Origin of the sequence: Lachnoclostridium sp. An138 (assembly GCF_002160765.1) — a bacterium.
Lineage (GTDB): Bacteria > Bacillota > Clostridia > Lachnospirales > Lachnospiraceae > Laedolimicola > Laedolimicola faecalis.
Genome location: NZ_NFLF01000016.1, coordinates 1 through 20,016, shown reverse-complemented (window position 1 = coordinate 20,016; position 20,016 = coordinate 1). Strand labels below are relative to the sequence as shown.

The following is a 20,016-nucleotide window of genomic DNA, read 5'->3' as shown; positions in this document are numbered from 1 at the left end:
AGAAGAAAGCCTTGAAGTATCAGAGAAAGGGAGCGTCTTTTTTCAGATACCAGGGGAAAAAGAGGAATAAAACGAGGAGGAAATTTATGCTGAAGACATTGAAGGCCTATGTAGGCGAATACAAGAAGACAGCGATTGCGGCCCCAGTCTTTATTATATTTGAGGTCATATTTGAAATGATTATACCGCTTCTGATGTCGGAAATCATTGACAACGGCCTTGGAGCGGGGAATATTAATTACGTAGTCAAAGTCGGGATTATTATGCTTCTGGTCTCATTCGCGTCTCTGTTCTGCGGAGCGATGGCGGCCCGGCAGGCGGCAATCGCGTCTGCAGGATTTGCGAAAAATGTCCGGGAGGGCATGTACAATCATATCCAGGAGTTTTCTTTTTCCAATATTGATCATTTTTCCACAGCAGGTCTGGTAACGAGGCTGACCACAGACGTGACCAATGTGCAGATGGCGTTCCAGATGATGATGCGTATGTTCACAAGAGCGCCGATTACGCTGATTGCAGCCATGTTTATGGCGTTTATGATCAATTCAGAGCTGTCCATGGTATTCCTGGTAGCCCTTGTGTTTCTGGGCTTTGTGGTAGCGTTTCTGATGAGCCGTGTAGGTCCTTATTTCCGTGCCATGTTTGACCAGTATGACGCTCTGAATGCCAGCGTGCAGGAGAACCTGACCGGCATCCGCGTGGTCAAGGCGTATGTGCGTGAGGACTATGAAACAAAGAAATTCAAGAAAGCGTCTGAGGCTCTGTACCGGTTTGCGATCCGGGCGGAGAAGCTGATGGTGAGCATGATGCCTACCATGCAGTTTACGGTATATGCCTGCATTATTGCGATTTCCTGGCTGGGCGCGCAGATTATCGTTGTAGGGGATATGAAGACAGGACAGCTGATGAGTCTGTTTACCTATACCATGAACATTCTGATCAGCCTGATGATGATTGCAATGGTGGCTGTTATGCTTTCCATGGCAAAGTCCTCCGGAGAACGTATCTGCGAGGTGCTGAATGAGACCAGCAGCCTGACAGATAAAAAAGATCCGGTAATGAGCGTAGAGAACGGGGAGATTACTTTTGAGGATGTCTGCTTCAGTTATCAGGGCGATCCGGACAATCTGCATCTGTCCCATACGAATCTGGAGATTAAATCCGGTGAAACTGTGGGCATCATAGGCGGTACGGGAAGCGCAAAATCTACATTGGTGCAGCTGATTCCGCGACTGTATGACGTGACCTCCGGAAGTGTGAAGGTGGCAGGCGTTGACGTGCGCGATTATGATATCGAGACACTGCGGAATGAGGTTTCCATGGTGCTGCAGAAGAATGTGCTGTTTTCCGGCACCATCAAGGAGAACCTGCGCTGGGGCGATAAGAATGCTTCAGACGAAGAGCTTGTGCGCGTCTGCAAGCTGGCCTGCGCGGATGAGTTCATCGAGCGTTTTCCGAATAAATATGATACCTGGATAGAGCAGGGCGGAAGCAACGTGTCCGGCGGCCAGAAGCAGAGACTCTGCATTGCCCGCGCTCTGCTGAAGAAGCCGAAAATTCTGATTCTGGACGATTCTACCAGCGCGGTAGATACGCATACAGACGCAATGATTCGGAAAGCGTTCCGGGAAGAAATTCCAAATACGACGAAAATCATCATCGCCCAGAGAGTATCCTCCGTACAGGATTCGGATAAGATTATTGTGCTGAATGACGGACATATCGATGGAATCGGAACGCATGAAGAGCTTCTGAAGACCAACGCTATTTACCGTGAGGTATATGAATCCCAGCAGAAACACTCTGAGGATCAGGAGGATTTGCCGGAACAGCAAAGCGAAGGCTGCCTGGATGGCGAATCGGAATGTTCTGAAGCGGCGGACAAATCAGGGAAAGGAGGAGACGCAGATGAGCAGTAAACAGTCAGGACCTGCAATGCGCGGACCACGGGGAATCAAGGGCGGTCCCAAGGCCAAGAATCCTGTTCAGACACTGAAGAGAATCCTGAAAATAGTTGTGAAAGGATATCCGGTTCACTGTGTGTTTGTAGTGATAGGGATCGTGGTCAGCGTATTGGCGAATGTGCGCGGAAGTCTGTTTCTCCAGACATTGATTGATGATTACATTACACCAATGATAGGAGTGGAAGCGCCCAATTTTGCGCCGCTGTTCAAGGCGCTGTCCACGATGGCTCTGATTTATCTGGTGGGCGTATGCTCCACTTACCTCTATAACCGTCTGATGGTGGTTGTGGCGCAGGGAAGTCTGAAAAAAATCAGGGATCAGGTGTTTGAGCATATGGAGACTCTGTCGATTCCGTTTTTTGATACCCATCCCCATGGAGATTTGATGAGTATCTACACAAACGATACGGATACCCTGCGTCAGATGATCAGCCAGAGTATACCGCAGCTGCTGTCTTCTTCGATTACGATCGTCAGCGTCTTTGTTTCCATGCTGATGCTCAGTCCGATTCTGACGGCCCTTGTGGTTCTGATGGTGTTCGTCATGGCTCAGGTAACCAAAAGAATCGGCGGACAGTCAGGACGCTACTTTGTGGCGCAGCAGAGAGATCTGGGTATTGTAAACGCCTACATCGAAGAAATGATGGATGGCCAGAAAGTGGTGAAGGTCTTCTGCCACGAGGAAGAGGCGAAGGAGAGATTTAAAAAGCTCAATGACCAGCTTTTTGACAGCGCGAGCAACGCGAACGTCTTTGCCAATATTCTGATGCCGGTAATGGCCAATATTGGAAATATCAATTACGTGCTGACTACGATTGTGGGAGCTCTGCTGGCTATCGGAAATGTGGGTGGCCTGACGCTTGGAGGTCTGGCGTCTTTCCTGCAGCTGACGCGAAGCTTCAACCAGCCGGTAACGCAGATTGCGCAGCAGTTTAATTCCATTATCATGGCGCTTGCAGGCGCGGAGCGTGTCTTTGCTCTGATGGATGAGCCCTCTGAGGAGGACAACGGGTATGTAACGCTGGTTAATGCCCGCTGGGAGAACGGCCAGCTTGTGGAGGTTCCGGAGAGAACGGGTACCTGGGCATGGAAGCATCCGCACCATGACGGAACCCTGACTTACACGGAGCTGAAGGGCGACGTGGTTATGGATGGCGTGGATTTCGGATACACGGAAGATAAGATGGTTCTGCACGACATCCGGCTTTATGCGAAGCCCGGCCAGAAGGTGGCCTTCGTAGGAGCGACGGGTGCCGGAAAGACGACGATCACAAACCTGATCAACCGGTTTTATGATATTCAGGACGGAAAGATCCGCTATGACGGCATCAATATCAACAAGATCAAAAAGCCGGACCTGCGCCGTTCTCTGGGAATGGTGCTTCAGGACAGCCACCTGTTTACAGGAACGGTAGCTGACAATATCCGTTACGGAAATCTGGAAGCCAGCGATACGGAGGTGAAGGGAGCGGCCATGCTTTCCGGAGCCGACACCTTTATCAAGCATCTGCCTGACGGTTATGACACCATGCTTTCCGGTGACGGGGCCAACCTGTCACAGGGCCAGAGACAGCTTCTGACCATTGCCCGCGCGGCTGTTGCGGACCCGCCGGTGCTGATTCTCGATGAGGCTACATCAAGCATCGATACACGTACCGAAGCCATTGTGCAGAGAGGTATGGACAGCCTGATGGAGGGAAGAACCGTGTTTGTCATTGCGCACAGACTCTCGACAGTTCAGAACTCGGATGTTATTATGGTACTGGAGCAGGGACGCATTATCGAGCGGGGTACGCATGAGGAACTGATCGAGCAGAAGGGCAAATATTATCAGCTTTACACGGGAGCTTTTGAGTTGTCATAACATTGCGGTGGTTTTCTGCATCCCGTGCTCATCCTGGGGATTAAAAACAATTCAATGCCAGGGTTAGCGTCGGTGTACAAGGGGCAATACGCCTCAGCCCTGTAAATTCGCCTGTTTTCTGCGTTATCCTCAGTTAGCGTACGTTCAGTACGCCGCCATCGTCTGCCTTGAAAACAGGCGAATTTCCGAGGGCTGAGGTCGCAGAGTCAAAAATGAGCTGATTTGTGTCCCTGCAAGGCACTTGAACGACGTGTACATGGCGTACGCGGAGTGAAAGTAACGCAGCAGGGGCGCAAATTCAGCCATTTTTGACCGTATTGTCCCTTGGTACACCGACGCTATCATTTTGAAAGGCAGCAGGAGGAAAAATGAGAGATAAGTTTCAGCGGTTTATGCAGGGGAGATACGGGGCTGACGAGCTGTGCCGTTTTCTGACGGCGCTCGGCCTGATACTGATTGTGGTCAATCTGTTTGTCAGAAGCGGTATTTTATCTTATGTTGTGCTTGCTATTCTGATTTACTGCTATTACCGGATGTTTTCGAGAAATTACAGCCGGCGATACGCGGAAAATCAGAAATTTCTGAGCTGGAGAAGTAGGCTGAGATCCGGACCATCCAGATGGAAGGCGGATCTGGAGCAGAGAAAGGTTTATCATATCTACCGGTGTCCGTCCTGCAGACAGAAAATCCGCGTGCCCAGGGGAAAGGGAAATATTATCGTGACCTGCCCCAAGTGCCGCACAGAATTTCGAAAGAAGAGCTGAGGGCTGCCTGTATCTGATTTGTTGAAAATTAAAAAAACATGTGTATAAAACGGGGCTGAACTGCTCATAATGTGGATAAAGCAAGAAAGGAGAGTTCTGTTATGAGAAAGTTCAGAAAGCTTGCGGCAGGCATGCTGCTGGCGATGCTTGTACTGTCCGCAGCCGGCTGCGGCAATTCCGACGATAAGACCACGGATAATAATACGACTACGCAGGACAATACCACGGAGGATACCACAGACGGCACCACGAATGACACCAATGACACCAATGACAGTATGGTCAATGACGTGACAGATGACGCCGGAAACGCGGTAGAGGATGTGGGCGACGGCATTATGGACGGCGTGGACGACGTTGTGGACGGAGCTGAAAACGCGGTGGATGATATGACCGGAAATGACGGCGGCACCACGAATACCACGAATGGAACCACGGACGCAAGATAACCATTGATACATGACGGGAAATTCAGACAGATTCGGCAGAAGCTTTTGAGGCTTTTGCCGGATCTGTTTTGTGTCGGGGAAGACAGTTGCAGGAAGAGAAAAAATGCGTTATACTGATACATACGTGGAAAAGGCGCTCCGGGAAAGAGGTGTTTCCGGCGGGCCAAAAAGAGAAAACTGAAATAAAAGGACAGGGATAGGATTATGAATTGTATTACTGTGAAAGAGCTGTATCTGGATACAGCGAAATATGCGGATCAGGAAGTGACCGTGGCAGGCTGGCTGCGCAGCAACCGCGGTTCCAAAGCTTTCGGCTTTCTGGTTTTAAGTGACGGAAGCTGCTTCCAGACGCTCCAGATTGTGTATCATGATACAATGGAGAATTTTAAGGAGATTTCCAAGCTCAATGTGGGCGCGGCTGTCATTGTAAAAGGAACGCTGGTGGAGACTCCGGAGGCGAAGCAGCCTTTTGAGATTCAGGCATCGGAGGTAACGGTGGAGGGAGATTCCGCGCCGGATTACCCCCTGCAGAAGAAGCGTCATTCTTTTGAATATCTGAGAACGATTTCCCACCTTCGTCCCAGAACGAATACCTTCCAGGCGGTGTTCCGGGTACGTTCGCTGATTGCTTATGCCATTCACCAGTTTTTCCAGGAGAGAGGCTTTGTCTATGTGCATACGCCGCTGATTACGGGAAGCGACTGCGAGGGCGCCGGCGAGATGTTCCAGGTGACGACTCTTGATCTGAAAAACCCGCCGCTGACAGAGGACGGGGAGATTGATTACAGTCAGGATTTCTTTGGAAAAGAGACGAATCTGACGGTAAGCGGACAGCTGAACGGTGAGACCTATGCCATGGCTTTCCGGAATATCTACACCTTTGGCCCCACGTTCCGGGCAGAGAATTCCAATACTACCCGCCATGCGGCTGAGTTCTGGATGATTGAGCCGGAGATGGCTTTTGCGGATCTGGAGGATAACATGGAAGTGGCCGAGGCCATGCTGAAGTATGTCATCGGCTATGTGCTGGAAAAGGCTCCGGATGAGATGAATTTCTTCAATCAGTTCGTAGACAAGGGACTGCTGGAGCGCCTGCAGGGCGTGCTGAATTCCGAGTTCGGCCATGTGACCTACACGGAGGCCATTGAGATTCTGGAAAAGAACAATGACAATTTTGATTATAAGGTAAGCTGGGGCTGTGATCTGCAGACGGAGCATGAGCGCTATCTGACCGAGCAGGTATTCAAGCGTCCTGTATTCGTTACCGATTATCCGAAGGAGATCAAGGCATTCTACATGAAGCAGAATGACGACGGCAGGACCGTGGCGGCCATGGACTGCCTTGTTCCCGGCATCGGCGAGATCATCGGCGGCAGCCAGAGAGAGGATAATCTGGAAAAGCTGTCTGCAAGAATGAAGGAGCTGGGACTTAATGAGGAGGATTATGGCTTCTACCTGGATCTTCGCAAGTATGGCTCGGCGCGCCATTCCGGTTTCGGACTGGGCTTTGAGCGCTGCGTGATGTATCTGACCGGAATGTCCAATATCCGCGATGTGATTCCGTTCCCGCGGACGGTCAAGAACTGTGATCTGTAAACAGGAAGAATAGAAGAAAAGGAGGCGTGCAAAGATCGCGGAGATTTTTTGCGCGCCTTTTCTGTGGGGCTGTCTTTCGCAGGCAGTATGCGGAAGAAAACCGGGCCGCAGATGAGGGGCTGTTCCGCGGGAGCACAGGCGGACAGCCGGGCCGGGTGGAAATTGTATGAATGAGAGAACAGAGAGAAGTCCGGGAGAACTCCCGGCGGAACAAACAGCTGAATATGAAATCCTGGATCTGGCGAAGCTGAAGCTCTACCAGCGGATGCATGGTCTGGGTCCTGTTCTTGGCGCCCTGGAATTTCGTGTGGAAAGCCGGACAGGAGATGGAAGAGATATTGCCCGGCCCCTGGATGGGAGCGCCAGCCTGCAGACAGAGCAGACTCCATTTACAGGCTCAGGCCCGTACCGGACAGATGGAAAAGTATTTTATCTGGACGCGGAGCGTATGCGCGCGGAATTTCTGTGCGGGGGAAGAGAGCGGAATTTTCTGGAGCAGGATGGAGAGCCGGTGCCTGTAACAGAGAAGAGCAGACCCGGCGGCTGCGAATGGCTCTGTCTGGAGATTCTGCACATGCTGGGCCACTGCCTGCTGGGGCATCCTTTCCAGGCCTGGAAGGTGCAGAACCGGAAGGAATGGGAGCAGGGATGTGATCTGGCGGCATGGCGGCTGGCGGAAGAGCTGTGGGGAGAAAAGCTGCCCTTTCTGCGGAAGGCCGAAAGGCTTCTGGAAGAAGCAGACGGGAGAGAGGTAGAAGGCTCTTTGTCTGAAGACTGCAGGGAGAAGGCGCAAGCCCTGCTTTTTGTGGACAGCCACGAAGGCTGGGGGCACCTGGACCAGCGGCAGGCAGCCTGGTGGCAGGGCCAGGGGGAGAAACTCCGGAAGCAGGGAAGTCCGAAGGGCAGAAGAAAAGCAGGCGCGGCCAGACAGAGCAGGGAGCGCCGCCTGGTGCCTGCGGCAGGAGAACGGGGTGATTACCGGGACATTTTAAGGAGCCTTTCTTCCTGGCGGGAGGACGCCCGCATCAATCAGGATGAATTTCAGTATTCCTGGTATGCCTATGGCCTTCAGCTTTATGGAAATCTGCCGCTGATAGAGCCTCTGGAATACAGCGAGGAGAGAAGAATTTCCGCGCTGGTGATTGTTCTGGACACCTCGGGCTCCTGTGAAAAGGAGCTGGTACAGGTCTTTCTGGAAGAGACCCGGGGAATCCTGGAACAGGAAAGATTGTTTTTCAGACGTTTCTGGCTTCATATTATTCAGTGCGACAATCAGATTCAGAAGGACGACTGTATCCGCAGCCGGGAAGAGTTTGAAAATTATCTGGAGAATCTGACTATCCGGGGCGGCGGAGGCACAGATTTCCGTCCTGCCTTTGAGCGTATTGCGGAGCTTAAGAGGACAGGAGAGCTCTCAGCCCTTCGGGGAATTCTGTATTTCACGGATGGCTGCGGCCGGTATCCGGAGCAGGAGCCGGATTATCAGGTGTGGTTCGTGATGCTGAAAGGACACTATGACGCCATCGATATGCCGGGCTGGATACACCGCCTGGTACTGGAGGAAAAGAGATAGATCATGAATATACAGGAAGCAAAGGAAGAAATTGAAAAAGCGGTAAAAGCCTATACAGCCAGGACGGAGGCCGGGACTTTGAGAATTCCCATACAGAGGCAGAGGCCGGTTCTGCTGATTGGCCCGCCGGGAATCGGAAAGACGGCAATTATGGAACAGATTGCCCGGGACTGCGCTATCGGCCTTGTGGCTTATACGATGACTCATCATACAAGGCAGAGCGCTGTGGGGCTTCCGGTGCTGGAGCGGCGAAAATTCGATGGAACAGAGTATACGGTTACTTCTTATACCATGAGTGAGATTATCGCTTCTGTCTATGAGCAGATGGAAAAAAGTGGCTGCCAGGAAGGAGTTTTATTCCTGGATGAGATCAACTGTGTATCTGAGACGCTGATGCCTGCCATGCTGCAGTTTCTTCAGTACAAGACCTTCGGAGGGCACCGCCTGCCGGAGGGATGGGTGATTGTGGCTGCCGGGAATCCTCCTGCCTATAACCGCTCTGTCCGGGAATTTGACACAGTGACCCTCGACAGGGTCCGCCGTATGGAAGTGGAGCCGGATCTGCAGGTCTGGAAAGAATATGCCATAGAGCGCAGGCTTCATCCGGCAGTGCTTTCTTTTCTGGAGCTGCGGCCGGAACGCTTTTATGTGATGGAGCCCGGAAGCTCAGGCTTTGTGACCGGGCGGGCCTGGGAGGATCTCTCGGAGATTCTTCTGACTATGGAAGAGCTGGGGCTTGAAGTAGAGGAAACGCTGTTCGGCCAGTATCTGCAGGACGAGGACACGGCCCTGGAATTTTCTTTTTATTACCGGATTTACGAGCGGTGGAAAATAAAACTGAAGCCGGAAAAGATTCTTGCGGGAGACTGGGAGGAACCGGGAGAGACGGCTTCAGCTCTGCCGTCTCTGGCTCTTGATGAGAGACTCTGTATCGTCTGGCTTCTTCTTCAGAGTATTCTGGATCTGGGAGCCCGGCTGGGAGAACAGCAGAAGCTTTCCGAGAGCCTGCGGTTTTTCGTGGAGGGTCTGAATCTGGCGGAAAGTCCGGATGAGCAGGCGGCAGAATGGGAAAAGCTGATTTGTGAGCGTCTTGCCAGCCGGCAGAAGGGGCTGGCAGTCCGGAAGGAGAACGGTCTTCTGTCCCCGGAGGAGGAAGAAAGAGAGCAGAAGCTCTCTGTGATGATCCGCGCCTGCACGGAAGATATGCGGCTGAAAGGCGATTTCGGATGCCTGGCCGGAAAGAGCAGAGAAGAGTCGGAGAAGACAGAGATACAGAGACAGAAGCTGGCTTCCGCTATGGAACATGCCGCCGGATTTATCCGCCGGATCTTTGGAAAGAGGCAGGAGCTGGTTATCTTTCTCACCGGACTGACAGAGCATTCGGTCTGCCAGGAGGTGCTGAAAAAGGAAGAGCCGAAGCTCTGGTTTGAGGCGGAAAAGCTTCTGAGCGCAGACAGCCGGGAGGAAGAGCTGCGGAAAAAACTGCAGGGCTGAGTCCGGGAATGTTCAAGATCAAGTTTCAGAGTGGAGTCACCAAAAAAATTGTAATCCTGTGATATATTCCCTTTCTGTTCCGTTCTTACAGTGAAAGGCCTTTTAAAGAGCAGAATGGGAGGTGGACAGTTGGAGCAGAGCGAATATGCCGGGATAGTGGAGAACTATCTGGATACCGTATACAGGGCGGCGCTGAGCTTCTGCGGCAATGTGCAGGATGCAGAGGATGTGGTGCAGAATACCTTTTTGAAGCTGTTTCTGAAAGCGCCTGCGTTTCAGAGTGAAGAGCATATCCGCAGGTGGCTGCTCCGGGTGGCGGTACTCTTGCTGATGTTCAGCAATGTGATTGCCTATGCGGCCACCGGGCGGACCTGGATTTCGACGGTCATACTGCCGGACGGACAGGAGAGGGAAGTACTGCTGGAGGAGCATTACGATGAGGACGGCAGCCGGTACTTTACGGGCAGATTTCAGAAAGATGATCCAGGAAGATGAAAAAAACCATTGACGTACTCCGTATTTTTGTATATAATCCAAAGTGCGGAGGAACACAGGAAAGCTGTGGGATGAAAAAGAACTCCGCCTAATATGGTGGTTTCGCCCGCGTGCGGGCGGAGGTCATTGGTTAGTAGAAGCACATAGGACGGGAAAGTCAGTAAAGCTTTCTCCCGTCCTATTTTTTGTGTATATGAAAGTCTGAAAGTTTTTTCGGCGCCGGAAAAAGGAGGCTTTCATGGCGCAGAACAGGCTTTGAAACATCCGTGGCTTCTGACAGGCAGGACCGCCTTTTATCACAGAGAAGAGGAGAATGAATGGATGAAAAAGAAAGGTATTGTTTTGGCACTGGTTACTGCACTCTGCACGGCAGCGCTGGCTGGCTGCGGGAGTTCTGACAGCGGAGAGAAGCTGTATCTGTATAACTGGACGGAATATATTCCTCAGGAAGTCTATGACGCCTTTGAAGAGGAGACGGGAATCGAGGTTATAGAGTCCACTTTTTCTTCCAATGAGGAGATGCTTGCGAAGCTGACCGCGGGCGGAACAGATCAGTACGATATGGTAGTGGCCAGCAATTATGTCATCAAGGCCATGCAGGAGCAGGGACTGATTCAGGAGCTTGACAAGACCCAGCTTGAGAATCTGGGAAATATCAGCGAGGCAGCTCTGGGCATGGATTTTGACCCCGAAAACCAGTATTCCATTCCGTTCATGGGTGGAATTACCGTAATTGCGGTGAATACAAAGATGTGCCAGGAGCTGGGCGTGACCATCGAGTCCTTTAATGACCTTCTGAACCCGGCCCTGGAAAATAATATGGTAGTAGTAGACGATGTGCGTGAGATCGTGGGAATTGCCCTGAAGGCACAGGGTCAGGATTCCAACACGACGGATCAGGCAACCATCGAGGGAACGCTTCCCTGGCTGAAACAGCTTGTTCCCAATATCAAGGCTTACGACAGCGACAGCCCGAAGACGCTGCTGGCTTCCAATGAGGTGGCTGTAGGCGTGGTTTACAATATCGACGCCGGCATGGCCATCAACGAAAACCCGGATATCGATGTGGTGTTTACAGAGGAGCCCTGCGAGATGTCTATGGATAATTTCGTGCTGACTTCCGGAGCGCAGAACGTGGAGAACGCCATGAAGTTTATTGACTTTGTGCACCGCCCGGATATTTACAAAATGATTCTGGACGTATTCCCGGGTGTCTGCGCAAATGACGCGGCCCTGGAGATCATGGATTCCCGTTACCTGGACAATCCGGGAAGCAACGTAGACCAGTCCGAGATCGCCCGCGCAAATCTGATTGAAGAGGTTGGCGACGCTGTTACTTATTATGATGATGTGTTCACACAGATGAAGACGAATTAAGAGCTGTATTTTTTGTGCTCCCGCCATATCGCTGCGATACGCACGGTATGGCGGGACAGCAATGGCTGAGTAACATATTTAAGCGGAGGTGGCTTATGAAGAAAATAGAGATTATTACGAGACCGGATAAACTGGATATCATCAAAAAGATTCTTGCGCAGAATGAATATTCCGGCATGACGGTGACTGCGGCCATGGGCTGCGGACGCCAGAAGGCTGACGCCAAGGATTTTGAGGAGCTGAATCTGGAGATGAATCTTTTGCCGAAGATTCATGTGATGACGGTCGTGTGGGACGAGGATCTGGAGGAAATCCTGGTGGAGCTTCAGCAGAAGCTGACGACGGGAAGCGTAGGAGACGGAAAGATATTTATTTCCACAATTGACGATGTGGTGAGAATCAGAACAGGGGAGCGTGGATACAAGACCCTGTAATACAGGAGGAACAGCAGATGAGTGATACCCGGGGGAACGTAATCATCAGACTTACGGATGTAGATAAGAGCTTTGATGATGAGCGCGTCGTAAAGAAGCTGAATCTGGACGTAGAGGAGGGAGAGTTCCTGACCATGCTGGGACCCTCCGGATGCGGAAAGACGACGACGCTCCGTATGATTGCCGGATTTGAGGTGCCCACATCAGGCCAGATTTTTCTGGAGGGAGAAGACGTGGATGACAAAAAGCCCAATGAGCGGAATGTCAACACGGTGTTTCAGAATTATGCCCTCTTTCCCCATATGAACGTATTTGACAATATCGCGTTCGGACTGGTGGAGAAAAAAGTAAAAAAAGATGAGATCCGCAGCAGGGTGGAGGAGATGATCAAGCTGGTGCAGCTGGACGGCATGGAAAAAAGGATGCCTGCCCAGATGTCTGGCGGACAGAAGCAGAGAGTGGCGATTGCGCGGGCCCTGGTAAATCGTCCCAAGGTGCTCCTTCTGGACGAGCCTCTGGGAGCTCTGGATCTGAAACTCAGAAAGCAGATGCAGGGCGAGCTGAAGGCGCTGCAGCGCCGGCTTGGAATCACCTTTATCTATGTAACCCATGATCAGGAGGAGGCCCTGACCATGAGCGACCGGATTGCGGTTATGAACAGGGGACGCCTGGAGCAGGTGGGTACGCCGGAGGAGGTTTACAATCATCCGGAGACCAAGTTTGTGGCCGACTTTATCGGCGAGTCCAACATCATCGAGGGATATATAGAAAACATGACGGATGATTCCATCGAGGTCACAATGGAATCCGGCAAGGCCGTGATCCATGAGACAGGCTACCGGATGGAAGAAATGGTATATCTCTGTATCCGCCCGGAGAATCTGAAGATTTCTATGGAAGCAAAGGAAGGCTTCCGGTTCCGGGGACAGGTGAAGGAGCATATTTTCATCGGTTCCACCAATAAGACCATGATTGAGATGCCGAATGGCCAGATGCTCAAAAGCGTGACTCCGGCGGAGGATGAGCTGATTCCGGTAGGAACTGCGGTCAATGTGTTCTGGAATCCCGGAAAAGCCGTGGTGATGCGGACGAAGGAAGAGCAGATTTATAATGTAATTGAGCAGTCGGTAGAGATAGAGGGAATGACAAATGATCAAATCTTTTAAGAAGCGCATCGGCGCGCTGGTGACGGTAGGGCCGACCGTGCTCTGGCTCGGCTTCTTTCTGATGATACCGCTGATTTATGTGATCGGTATCAGCTTTTTGACGAAAAACGCCTATGGAGGCGTGGATTTTACCTTTACGCTTTCCAACTACGCGGCTCTGTTCAATAAAGAGTATGTGAAAGTATTTGCGGATTCCCTGTGGCTCTCACTGGAGACTACAGTGATCTGCCTGATTGTGGGCTATCCCTTTGCCTATATCATAGCGAACGCGCCCAAGAAATGGAAGCCGGCCCTGGTGCTGCTTCTCATGCTTCCGTTCTGGACGAACTCTCTGATTCGTACCTACGGATGGAATACACTGCTTCGGACAGAAGGCATTATCAACCATTTCCTGCAGTGGGTCGGCATCATCGATGAGCCGTTGAATATGCTGTATACAGACGGCGCTGTCCTGCTGGGTATGGTGTATGCGCTGCTGCCCTTTACGGTGCTGCCTCTTCACACGTCCATCGAAAAGTTGGACAATTCTCTTCTGGAGGCGGCCAGCGACCTTGGCGCGTCCAGAGCGCACACTTTTACGCGCGTGATTCTGCCCCTTACGATGCCGGGCATCTTTGCGGGGTCTATTCAGACCTTCATCCCGTCCCTGGGATTCTTCTTTATCTCAGACATGATGGGCGGCGCAAAGACCATGTATATCGGAAACCTGATCAAGAATCAGTTCCTTTCAGCCCGGAACTGGCCGCTGGGCGCGGTGCTTTCCATTGTGCTGATTGTGATTACGCTGGTTCTGATGAGACTGTACACGAGAGTCGGTTCCCTGGAAGACATGGCGTAGCTCATGCAGCAAAAGAGAGGAATACCAAGATGAAGAAACGTAGAAAAGTCAGAGAATTTAAGCCGGGCAGCGTATTTTATGCCTGTTTGGTCTATCTGTTTTTATATCTGCCTATTTTTGTGGTGATTGCGTTTTCGTTCAACACTTCAGAGATGAATATTACTTTTCAGGGTTTTACTTTTGAATGGTATGGGCGGATGTTTGAAAACCGGCAGCTGATGCAGTCCTTTTTCAATACCGTGATTGTGGCTTTCTGGAGTACAATCCTGTCTGTTGTGATCGGAACGCTCTGCGCGCTGGGAATGTATAAATTTGAATTTAAGCTGAAGAATCTGATCAGCAGCTCTCTGTATATTCCGATCGTGATCCCGGAGCTGGTATTCGCGATTGCTCTGCTGATTTTCTTTTCTTCCATCAATGTCAATATGAATATGGTTACGCTGATCATTGCGCACGTGACCTTTTCCATGCCCTTTGTGGTGATTACTGTGCGGGCAAGACTGGCAGGCTTCGATAAGTCTATAGAAGAAGCAGCCAGAGACCTGGGAGCCAATGAGTTCCGTACCTTTTTCCGCGTGACGCTTCCGATGATTTCGCCGGGCGTGATTTCCGGCGGGATGCTGGCTCTGACCATGTCTCTTGACGACGTGGTGGTAAGCTTTTTCACCGCAGGCCCGGAGAGCCAGACGCTGCCTCTGAAGATTCTTGGCATGGTGCGCAAAGGCGTTTCCCCCGATGTAAATGCGCTGTCTACTCTTATGATTCTCGGAACCATCGTGATCCTGTTGACGGCTACGCTGATTCAGGGTAAACTGGAGAAAAAGATGTAAGAAGGAGACTTCTATGTTTGCAGTGGAGAAGATGACGGAAGAGATGCGCTCCGAGGTGCTTCCCATGGTGGACGCTTTTTACCAGAGTGATGCGGTCAGCCATCCGGTGGAGCAGGAGAAACGGGAGAAGACTTTCGAAGACGCGGTCAGCGGGGACCCGGTTCTGGAAGGCTATGTACTGAAAGAGGACGGCAGAATCATCGGGTTTGCCTATGTGACAGTCTATTATGCCTGTGAGGTGGGCGGACGCTGCCTGATGTTTGAAGAGCTGTACCTGAAGGAGGAAGCCCGGGGCAAAGGATATGGAAGCCGTTTTTTCGAGGCTGTGATGAAGGAAAGACCGGAAATCCGGCGTTTCCGTCTTGAGGTAACGGGAAGCAATGAGAAGGCTGTCCGTCTCTACAGACGGCTGGGCTTCGAATTTCTGGACTATGATCAGATGGCGCTGGATCGATGAAGAACAGGAGGGGTACCGATGAATCCCATATATGAGAAACTGGCTGGCTGTTATGAAAGCATCAGGGAAAAGATTCCCCTTGTCCCGAAGACAGCGCTGGTGCTGGGTTCCGGACTTGGAGGATATGCGGATACGGACAATATCCGAATAGCAGGAACTCTGGATTACCGGGATATGGAAGGCTTCCCGCGCTCCACAGTGGAAGGTCATAAAGGCCGTTTTGTGTTCGGATATGTGGGCGAGGTGCCGGTAGTCTGTATGCAGGGACGGGTTCATTATTATGAAGGATATGCCATGAGTGATGTGGTGCTGCCCATCCGCCTGATGCGTCTGATGGGAGCAGAGACGCTGTTCCTGACCAACGCGGCGGGCGGTATCAATACGGATTACAGGCCGGGAGACCTGATGCTGATCCGGGATCATATCGCCCAGATGGTGCCTTCTCCGCTGATTGGCCCGAATCTGGACAGCCTGGGCCCGCGGTTCTGTGACATGACGGATACCTATGACGCGGAGTACCGGGCCATTCTGAGAGAGACTGCCGGAAAAGCCGGCATCCCCCTTCAGGAAGGCGTGTATATTCAGTTTTCCGGCCCCCAGTATGAGACTCCGGCTGAGATACGGATGGCAAGGACGCTGGGAGCGGATGCGGCCGGCATGAGTACGGCTTGTGAAGCAATCGCCGCTCACCATGCGGGAATGCGTGTCTGTGGGATTTCCTGCATTACCAATATGGCGGCAGGCGTTACAGGAGAAAAGCTTTCCCATGAGGAGGTCCAGGAGACGGCGGACCGGACAGCGGAGCAGTTCCAGAAACTGGTGACGGCGGGAATTCTGGCTATCAATGGGAGAGCCTGAAAGGAGCTCTTGGCGGAGGCAGTGAATATGGATGATAAGGCATTAATGCGGACAGCGATACAGGCAAGAGAATATTCTTACAGCCCCTATTCGAATTTTCGGGTAGGGGCAGCTTTGCTTTGTGCGGACGGCAGCGTTTATACAGGCTGCAATATGGAAAACGCGGCTTATACGCCGGGCATCTGCGCGGAGCGCACGGCCATTTACAAGGCGGTCAGCGAGGGAAAAAGAGACTTTCTGGCGATCGCCATCGCAGGAGGCCCGGCCGGGGGCATCCAAGCCGGCGGAACCGGAAGAGAGGAAAGTGAAAAAGAAAGCACGGAAAAGAAAGAAACCGGGAGAGGGGGAGCGCTGGCCCTGACAGCCCCCTGCGGCGTCTGCCGCCAGGTCATGAGGGAATTCTGTGATCCGGAAAGCTTCCGGATCATACTGGGAACCGGAGAAGAGGATCTGCGCACGTATCTGCTGAAGGAGCTTCTTCCTTTAAGCTTTGGCCCGGAGAATCTTGGAAAGACGGCGGTGGAAAAGGAGGACGAAATTCCATGAATATGTGGAAGAGGCTTTCGCCTGTAAAAAAGGAAATATTTCTGCTTCTGATTATGGCGGGCTTCGGTCTTGTGAAGCAGTTTCTGGTATATAATCTTCCGATCATGGCAGTGCCGAAGGGAATTCATGACGACTGGATCATGGTGCATCTGGCGGATACCTTAAGAAGCGGCCAGTGGCTGGGGGAATACAACAGCCTGACTCTGACCAAAGGCATGTTTTTCCCGCTCTACCTGGCAGTCATCAATTTCTTTCATCTGTCTTATCTGAATGTGACGGCATTTTTGTATACGGTAAGCTGCATGGTCTTTGTCTATGCGCTGCGGCCTCTGGTGAAAAAGCCTCTGCCGCGGCTGGCGCTTTATCTGGCCCTGCTCTGGAATCCGGTGTCCTATTCCCTGCAGGCCTTTCAGAGGGTGTACCGGAACAGCATTTCCTACATTCAGGTACTGTTCATTTTCGCAGGTTTCCTGGCGGTCTATCTGCGGAGACGGGAGCCTGTGAAGAAACATATTTCCTGGATGATCGCGGCTGCGGCCGGAACTGTCAGCTTCTTTTACACGCGGGAGGACGCGATCTGGATTGTTCCCTTTCTCGTGGTGTTTGTCCTGGTGTATCTGGGAAGTCTGTTTGGGATGTGGAGAAGAGAGCGGAAGACAGAGATGCCTGTTTCTGCAGCAGGAACGGCCGGGAAAAAGACTCTGGGGACAGCCAGACCCTATATGCTGAAAGTCCTGCTGGTGCTGGTACCGTTCTTAAGTCTCTGGGGAGCGGGAAAATGGATTGCCCGCCAGAATCTGAACCATTACGGAATTGAAGTCACGAACGAGCTGCAGTCCGGCGGTTTCGCCGAAATGTACAAGAGCATGATGTCGGTCAAGCCCGAAGAGGATATTCCGGGCGTCACCATGACCAATGAGAAAATTGCCCGCATGTGCGAGGTCTGTCCGACCCTGAAGGAGCTGGAGCCCTATATCCAGAGCAGCAAGGAATACTGGGCCGGAGAAGAAGGTGACGCGGAAAACTGGGAGGTACGGGACGGCTGGGTGTTCTGGATCTTCCGGACAGCTCTGGAGGAAGCAGGATATTACACGGACGGAGCTGCAGCCAATGCCGTCTGTCTTCAGATACGGGATGAGATCGAGGCGGCTCTGGACGCAGGTCTTCTGGAGCGGCAGGCCACGATGCCTTCCACTTATATGTCGCCCTGGCGAAAGGGATATCTGGGCGATCTGTTCGGAGCGATGGGAAAAGCGATTGCCTACACGACCACCTATGACGAGATGGAGACTCTTGTCTACCTCTACAGTGAGCCGGACGAAAACGGTGGAATTCCGTTGTTTGAGCGGATTACCGGGGATAAGGCGGTCTGGTATGAGTCAGATCTGGTGGAAATGGCAGGCTGGTATGTGTCCTATGAGGGCATGGAGGGCGTGACCCTGCAGGCAGAGCTCTCAGATGGAACCGTTCTCGGAACGGCGGAGTTTACAGAGAGCGAGGATGTGGCTTCCTATCTGGCCCAGCAGGGGATCGATGCGTCCGGCAGTGAAAAATGCCGGTTCTCGCTGAAGCTTTCCGTGGAGGACAAACCGCAGACAGTATATTTACGCGCATATCGGAACGGGGAACTTCTGGATGAATATGAACTGTCAGAGGACGTGGCTCAGGTGGAGCGGGAGAACTCCCGGCTGAATCTGGACTGGTACTGGGATGTGCCGGAGCGGCATGGCTTTCTGGCATCCATCAACTATAAGGGTGGGATTCTGAACGGTATTCTTCAGGTATACCGCTGGACGGGACCGGTTCTGGCTGCGCTGGGCTTTGTCTCCTGGCTTCTTCTCAGCGTCCGCCGGATACGCTGTCTGGTAAAGAAGGAAAAGGATGAAGACAGTCTGGCACGCTGGCTGGTTGTGACCTCTCTTCTTGCCAGCTATCTGGTGCTTCTGGGAGGTATTTCTTATTCGGAGATTTCCGGATGGAATGCGATTCTCTACTGGTACCTGTCGGGTGGATATCCGGTGATGATTGCCTTTGAGGTTCTGGCGCTGATTTTTGCCTGGTATGACCTGAAAGCTTTTCGCGCGGAGAGAAAAGGAAAATAGCGGTTTTTGAAAATGAGAAGCTATGGAAGGAGGGCTGGAAAATGGAACGTTCCGACATAAACATTGACGGAGGAAAGCCCTTTGACTGGGGAAGGACTTCTTTGGATTACGCCAGATACAGGGATATCTATCCGCAGGAATTTTATGACCGGATTACCGGGCGGAATCTGTGCGCGGCCGGGCAGAGGGTGCTGGATGTGGGGACCGGAACGGGTGTGCTTCCGAGGAATATGTACCGTTATGGCGCCCGGTGGACGGGAACCGACCTTTCGGAAAATCAGATTGCCCAGGCCAGGCTTCTTTCGGAAGGCATGGAGATTGAATATAGAACGGTTCCCGCGGAAGAGCTTGATTTTCCCGAAGCTTCCTTTGATGTGATCACAGCCTGTCAGTGTTTCTGGTATTTTCAGCATGAGAAGGTTATGCCGGTATTCAGGCGCATACTGAAGCCGGGAGGAAGAATATTGGTCCTTTATATGGCCTGGCTGCCTTTTGAGGACAGAATTGCGGGAGCCAGTGAAGAGCTGGTACTGAAATACAGCCCCAAATGGAGCGGAGCAGGGGAGACCATGCATCCGATAGCCATACCGGACTGCTATTTGGAGAGCTTTGACCTGGTTTACCATGAGGAATATCCTATAAGAGTTCCGTTTACCCGAGAAAGCTGGAACGGAAGGATGAAAGCCTGCCGGGGAATCGGAGCATCCCTTACGGATAAGGAAATTGAGTTATGGGAACGGGAGCACAGAAAGCTTCTGTCTGAGATTGCGCCGGAAGAATTTACGGTTCTGCATTATGGAGCAATGGCAGAACTGAGAAAAAAAGAGACCGAATAGGAAAGATAAGATACGGATATTTCCGGAAACGGCGTAAAAAAGCGCCATAAAAAGCGTCATAGTGCTGTTATAAAAAACGTCAGGGACAATCAGGAGCATCGGGAGTTGTATTCCGCAGAAAATATATTATAATGAGGGTAGCTATATTGGAATATGGCTCAGGCATGAGCCTCAGAGGAAAGAAAAAGGTAGTGTCAAATGAGTTATGAAAAAATGAAGTCTAAGAAATAGGCTCAGATTGAACCTTGAAAATCGCAGATATGATGTTTGATGGCAGCTTACGCCACCCTTGACAGCACACAAAAGCAATGCTCTGAGTGCCTTATCGACGGCGAAGAACTCAGGAACAGGCTGGTTTCTCCGTCTGGATCAC

General features: G+C 51.8%; 18 protein-coding genes. All 18 read left to right on the top strand.

The window, feature by feature from the left end:
* The first annotated feature begins 86 nt into the window (after positions 1-86).
* Positions 87-1,919, top strand: coding sequence for an ABC transporter ATP-binding protein (locus B5E82_RS12945; RefSeq protein WP_087307982.1), 1,833 nt, complete (start codon positions 87-89; stop codon positions 1,917-1,919).
* Entirely contained in the window at positions 1,909-3,828 is a 1,920-nt protein-coding gene (locus B5E82_RS12940; protein WP_087308033.1) for an ABC transporter ATP-binding protein, read from the top strand. The genes B5E82_RS12945 and B5E82_RS12940 overlap by 11 nt, the downstream gene beginning before the upstream one ends.
* A gap of 368 nt (positions 3,829-4,196) precedes the next feature.
* Positions 4,197-4,592 (top strand): hypothetical protein, encoded by a 396-nt coding sequence (locus B5E82_RS12935; protein ID WP_087307981.1) that lies wholly within the window; start codon positions 4,197-4,199, stop codon positions 4,590-4,592.
* 101 nt (positions 4,593-4,693) lie between these two features.
* Positions 4,694-5,041: a hypothetical protein gene (locus B5E82_RS12930; protein ID WP_087307980.1), complete on the top strand. Its 348-nt coding sequence runs from the start codon at positions 4,694-4,696 to the stop codon at positions 5,039-5,041.
* Between the two features lie 204 nt (positions 5,042-5,245).
* Positions 5,246-6,637, top strand: coding sequence for an asparagine--tRNA ligase (gene asnS, locus B5E82_RS12925; protein WP_087307979.1), 1,392 nt, complete (start codon positions 5,246-5,248; stop codon positions 6,635-6,637).
* A gap of 166 nt (positions 6,638-6,803) precedes the next feature.
* Positions 6,804-8,210 (top strand): VWA-like domain-containing protein, encoded by a 1,407-nt coding sequence (locus B5E82_RS12920; RefSeq protein WP_087307978.1) that lies wholly within the window; start codon positions 6,804-6,806, stop codon positions 8,208-8,210.
* A 3-nt stretch (positions 8,211-8,213) separates the two neighbouring features.
* A complete protein-coding gene (locus B5E82_RS12915; RefSeq protein WP_087307977.1) occupies positions 8,214-9,704 on the top strand; it encodes an ATP-binding protein in 1,491 nt (496 codons plus the stop codon).
* A gap of 129 nt (positions 9,705-9,833) precedes the next feature.
* Complete coding sequence (locus B5E82_RS12910) at positions 9,834-10,199, top strand: RNA polymerase sigma factor (protein ID WP_162610777.1); 366 nt, start codon at positions 9,834-9,836, stop codon at positions 10,197-10,199.
* 321 nt (positions 10,200-10,520) lie between these two features.
* Entirely contained in the window at positions 10,521-11,576 is a 1,056-nt protein-coding gene (locus B5E82_RS12905; RefSeq protein ID WP_087308032.1) for an ABC transporter substrate-binding protein, read from the top strand.
* A gap of 95 nt (positions 11,577-11,671) precedes the next feature.
* Complete coding sequence (locus B5E82_RS12900; RefSeq protein WP_087166024.1) at positions 11,672-12,010, top strand: P-II family nitrogen regulator; 339 nt, start codon at positions 11,672-11,674, stop codon at positions 12,008-12,010.
* A 17-nt stretch (positions 12,011-12,027) separates the two neighbouring features.
* The gene (locus tag B5E82_RS12895) at positions 12,028-13,176 is read left to right on the top strand and encodes an ABC transporter ATP-binding protein (protein ID WP_087307975.1); all 1,149 of its coding nucleotides are present in this window, start codon (positions 12,028-12,030) and stop codon (positions 13,174-13,176) included.
* On the top strand, positions 13,160-14,014 hold the full coding sequence (locus B5E82_RS12890) for an ABC transporter permease (protein WP_087307974.1): 855 nt from the start codon (positions 13,160-13,162) through the stop codon (positions 14,012-14,014). Before B5E82_RS12895 ends, B5E82_RS12890 begins: the two co-directional genes overlap by 17 nt.
* A 29-nt stretch (positions 14,015-14,043) precedes the next feature.
* Complete coding sequence (locus B5E82_RS12885; RefSeq protein ID WP_087307973.1) at positions 14,044-14,844, top strand: ABC transporter permease; 801 nt, start codon at positions 14,044-14,046, stop codon at positions 14,842-14,844.
* 13 nt (positions 14,845-14,857) lie between these two features.
* Positions 14,858-15,301, top strand: coding sequence for a GNAT family N-acetyltransferase (locus B5E82_RS12880; RefSeq protein ID WP_087307972.1), 444 nt, complete (start codon positions 14,858-14,860; stop codon positions 15,299-15,301).
* Between the two features lie 18 nt (positions 15,302-15,319).
* The gene (locus B5E82_RS12875; RefSeq protein ID WP_087307971.1) at positions 15,320-16,159 is read left to right on the top strand and encodes a purine-nucleoside phosphorylase; all 840 of its coding nucleotides are present in this window, start codon (positions 15,320-15,322) and stop codon (positions 16,157-16,159) included.
* 27 nt (positions 16,160-16,186) lie between these two features.
* Entirely contained in the window at positions 16,187-16,705 is a 519-nt protein-coding gene (locus B5E82_RS12870; RefSeq protein WP_087307970.1) for a cytidine deaminase, read from the top strand.
* Positions 16,702-18,807 (top strand): hypothetical protein, encoded by a 2,106-nt coding sequence (locus B5E82_RS12865; protein WP_087307969.1) that lies wholly within the window; start codon positions 16,702-16,704, stop codon positions 18,805-18,807. Before B5E82_RS12870 ends, B5E82_RS12865 begins: the two co-directional genes overlap by 4 nt.
* A 41-nt stretch (positions 18,808-18,848) precedes the next feature.
* Positions 18,849-19,643 carry a class I SAM-dependent methyltransferase gene (locus B5E82_RS12860; protein WP_087307968.1) on the top strand — a complete coding sequence of 265 codons (795 nt, stop codon included), beginning with the start codon at positions 18,849-18,851 and terminating at the stop codon, positions 19,641-19,643.
* The last annotated feature ends 373 nt before the right edge of the window (positions 19,644-20,016 follow it).

Bases quoted from the DNA above. Each gene is read 5' to 3' on its own strand.
- B5E82_RS12945 (WP_087307982.1), top strand. From the start codon at position 87: ATGCTGAAGACATTGAAGGCCTATGTAGGCGAATACAAGAAGACAGCG.
- B5E82_RS12940 (WP_087308033.1), top strand. From the start codon at position 1,909: ATGAGCAGTAAACAGTCAGGACCTGCAATGCGCGGACCACGGGGAATC.
- B5E82_RS12935 (WP_087307981.1), top strand. From the start codon at position 4,197: ATGAGAGATAAGTTTCAGCGGTTTATGCAGGGGAGATACGGGGCTGAC.
- B5E82_RS12930 (WP_087307980.1), top strand. From the start codon at position 4,694: ATGAGAAAGTTCAGAAAGCTTGCGGCAGGCATGCTGCTGGCGATGCTT.
- asnS (WP_087307979.1), top strand. From the start codon at position 5,246: ATGAATTGTATTACTGTGAAAGAGCTGTATCTGGATACAGCGAAATAT.
- B5E82_RS12920 (WP_087307978.1), top strand. From the start codon at position 6,804: ATGAATGAGAGAACAGAGAGAAGTCCGGGAGAACTCCCGGCGGAACAA.
- B5E82_RS12915 (WP_087307977.1), top strand. From the start codon at position 8,214: ATGAATATACAGGAAGCAAAGGAAGAAATTGAAAAAGCGGTAAAAGCC.
- B5E82_RS12905 (WP_087308032.1), top strand. From the start codon at position 10,521: ATGAAAAAGAAAGGTATTGTTTTGGCACTGGTTACTGCACTCTGCACG.
- B5E82_RS12900 (WP_087166024.1), top strand. From the start codon at position 11,672: ATGAAGAAAATAGAGATTATTACGAGACCGGATAAACTGGATATCATC.
- B5E82_RS12895 (WP_087307975.1), top strand. From the start codon at position 12,028: ATGAGTGATACCCGGGGGAACGTAATCATCAGACTTACGGATGTAGAT.
- B5E82_RS12890 (WP_087307974.1), top strand. From the start codon at position 13,160: ATGATCAAATCTTTTAAGAAGCGCATCGGCGCGCTGGTGACGGTAGGG.
- B5E82_RS12885 (WP_087307973.1), top strand. From the start codon at position 14,044: ATGAAGAAACGTAGAAAAGTCAGAGAATTTAAGCCGGGCAGCGTATTT.
- B5E82_RS12880 (WP_087307972.1), top strand. From the start codon at position 14,858: ATGTTTGCAGTGGAGAAGATGACGGAAGAGATGCGCTCCGAGGTGCTT.
- B5E82_RS12875 (WP_087307971.1), top strand. From the start codon at position 15,320: ATGAATCCCATATATGAGAAACTGGCTGGCTGTTATGAAAGCATCAGG.
- B5E82_RS12870 (WP_087307970.1), top strand. From the start codon at position 16,187: ATGGATGATAAGGCATTAATGCGGACAGCGATACAGGCAAGAGAATAT.
- B5E82_RS12865 (WP_087307969.1), top strand. From the start codon at position 16,702: ATGAATATGTGGAAGAGGCTTTCGCCTGTAAAAAAGGAAATATTTCTG.
- B5E82_RS12860 (WP_087307968.1), top strand. From the start codon at position 18,849: ATGGAACGTTCCGACATAAACATTGACGGAGGAAAGCCCTTTGACTGG.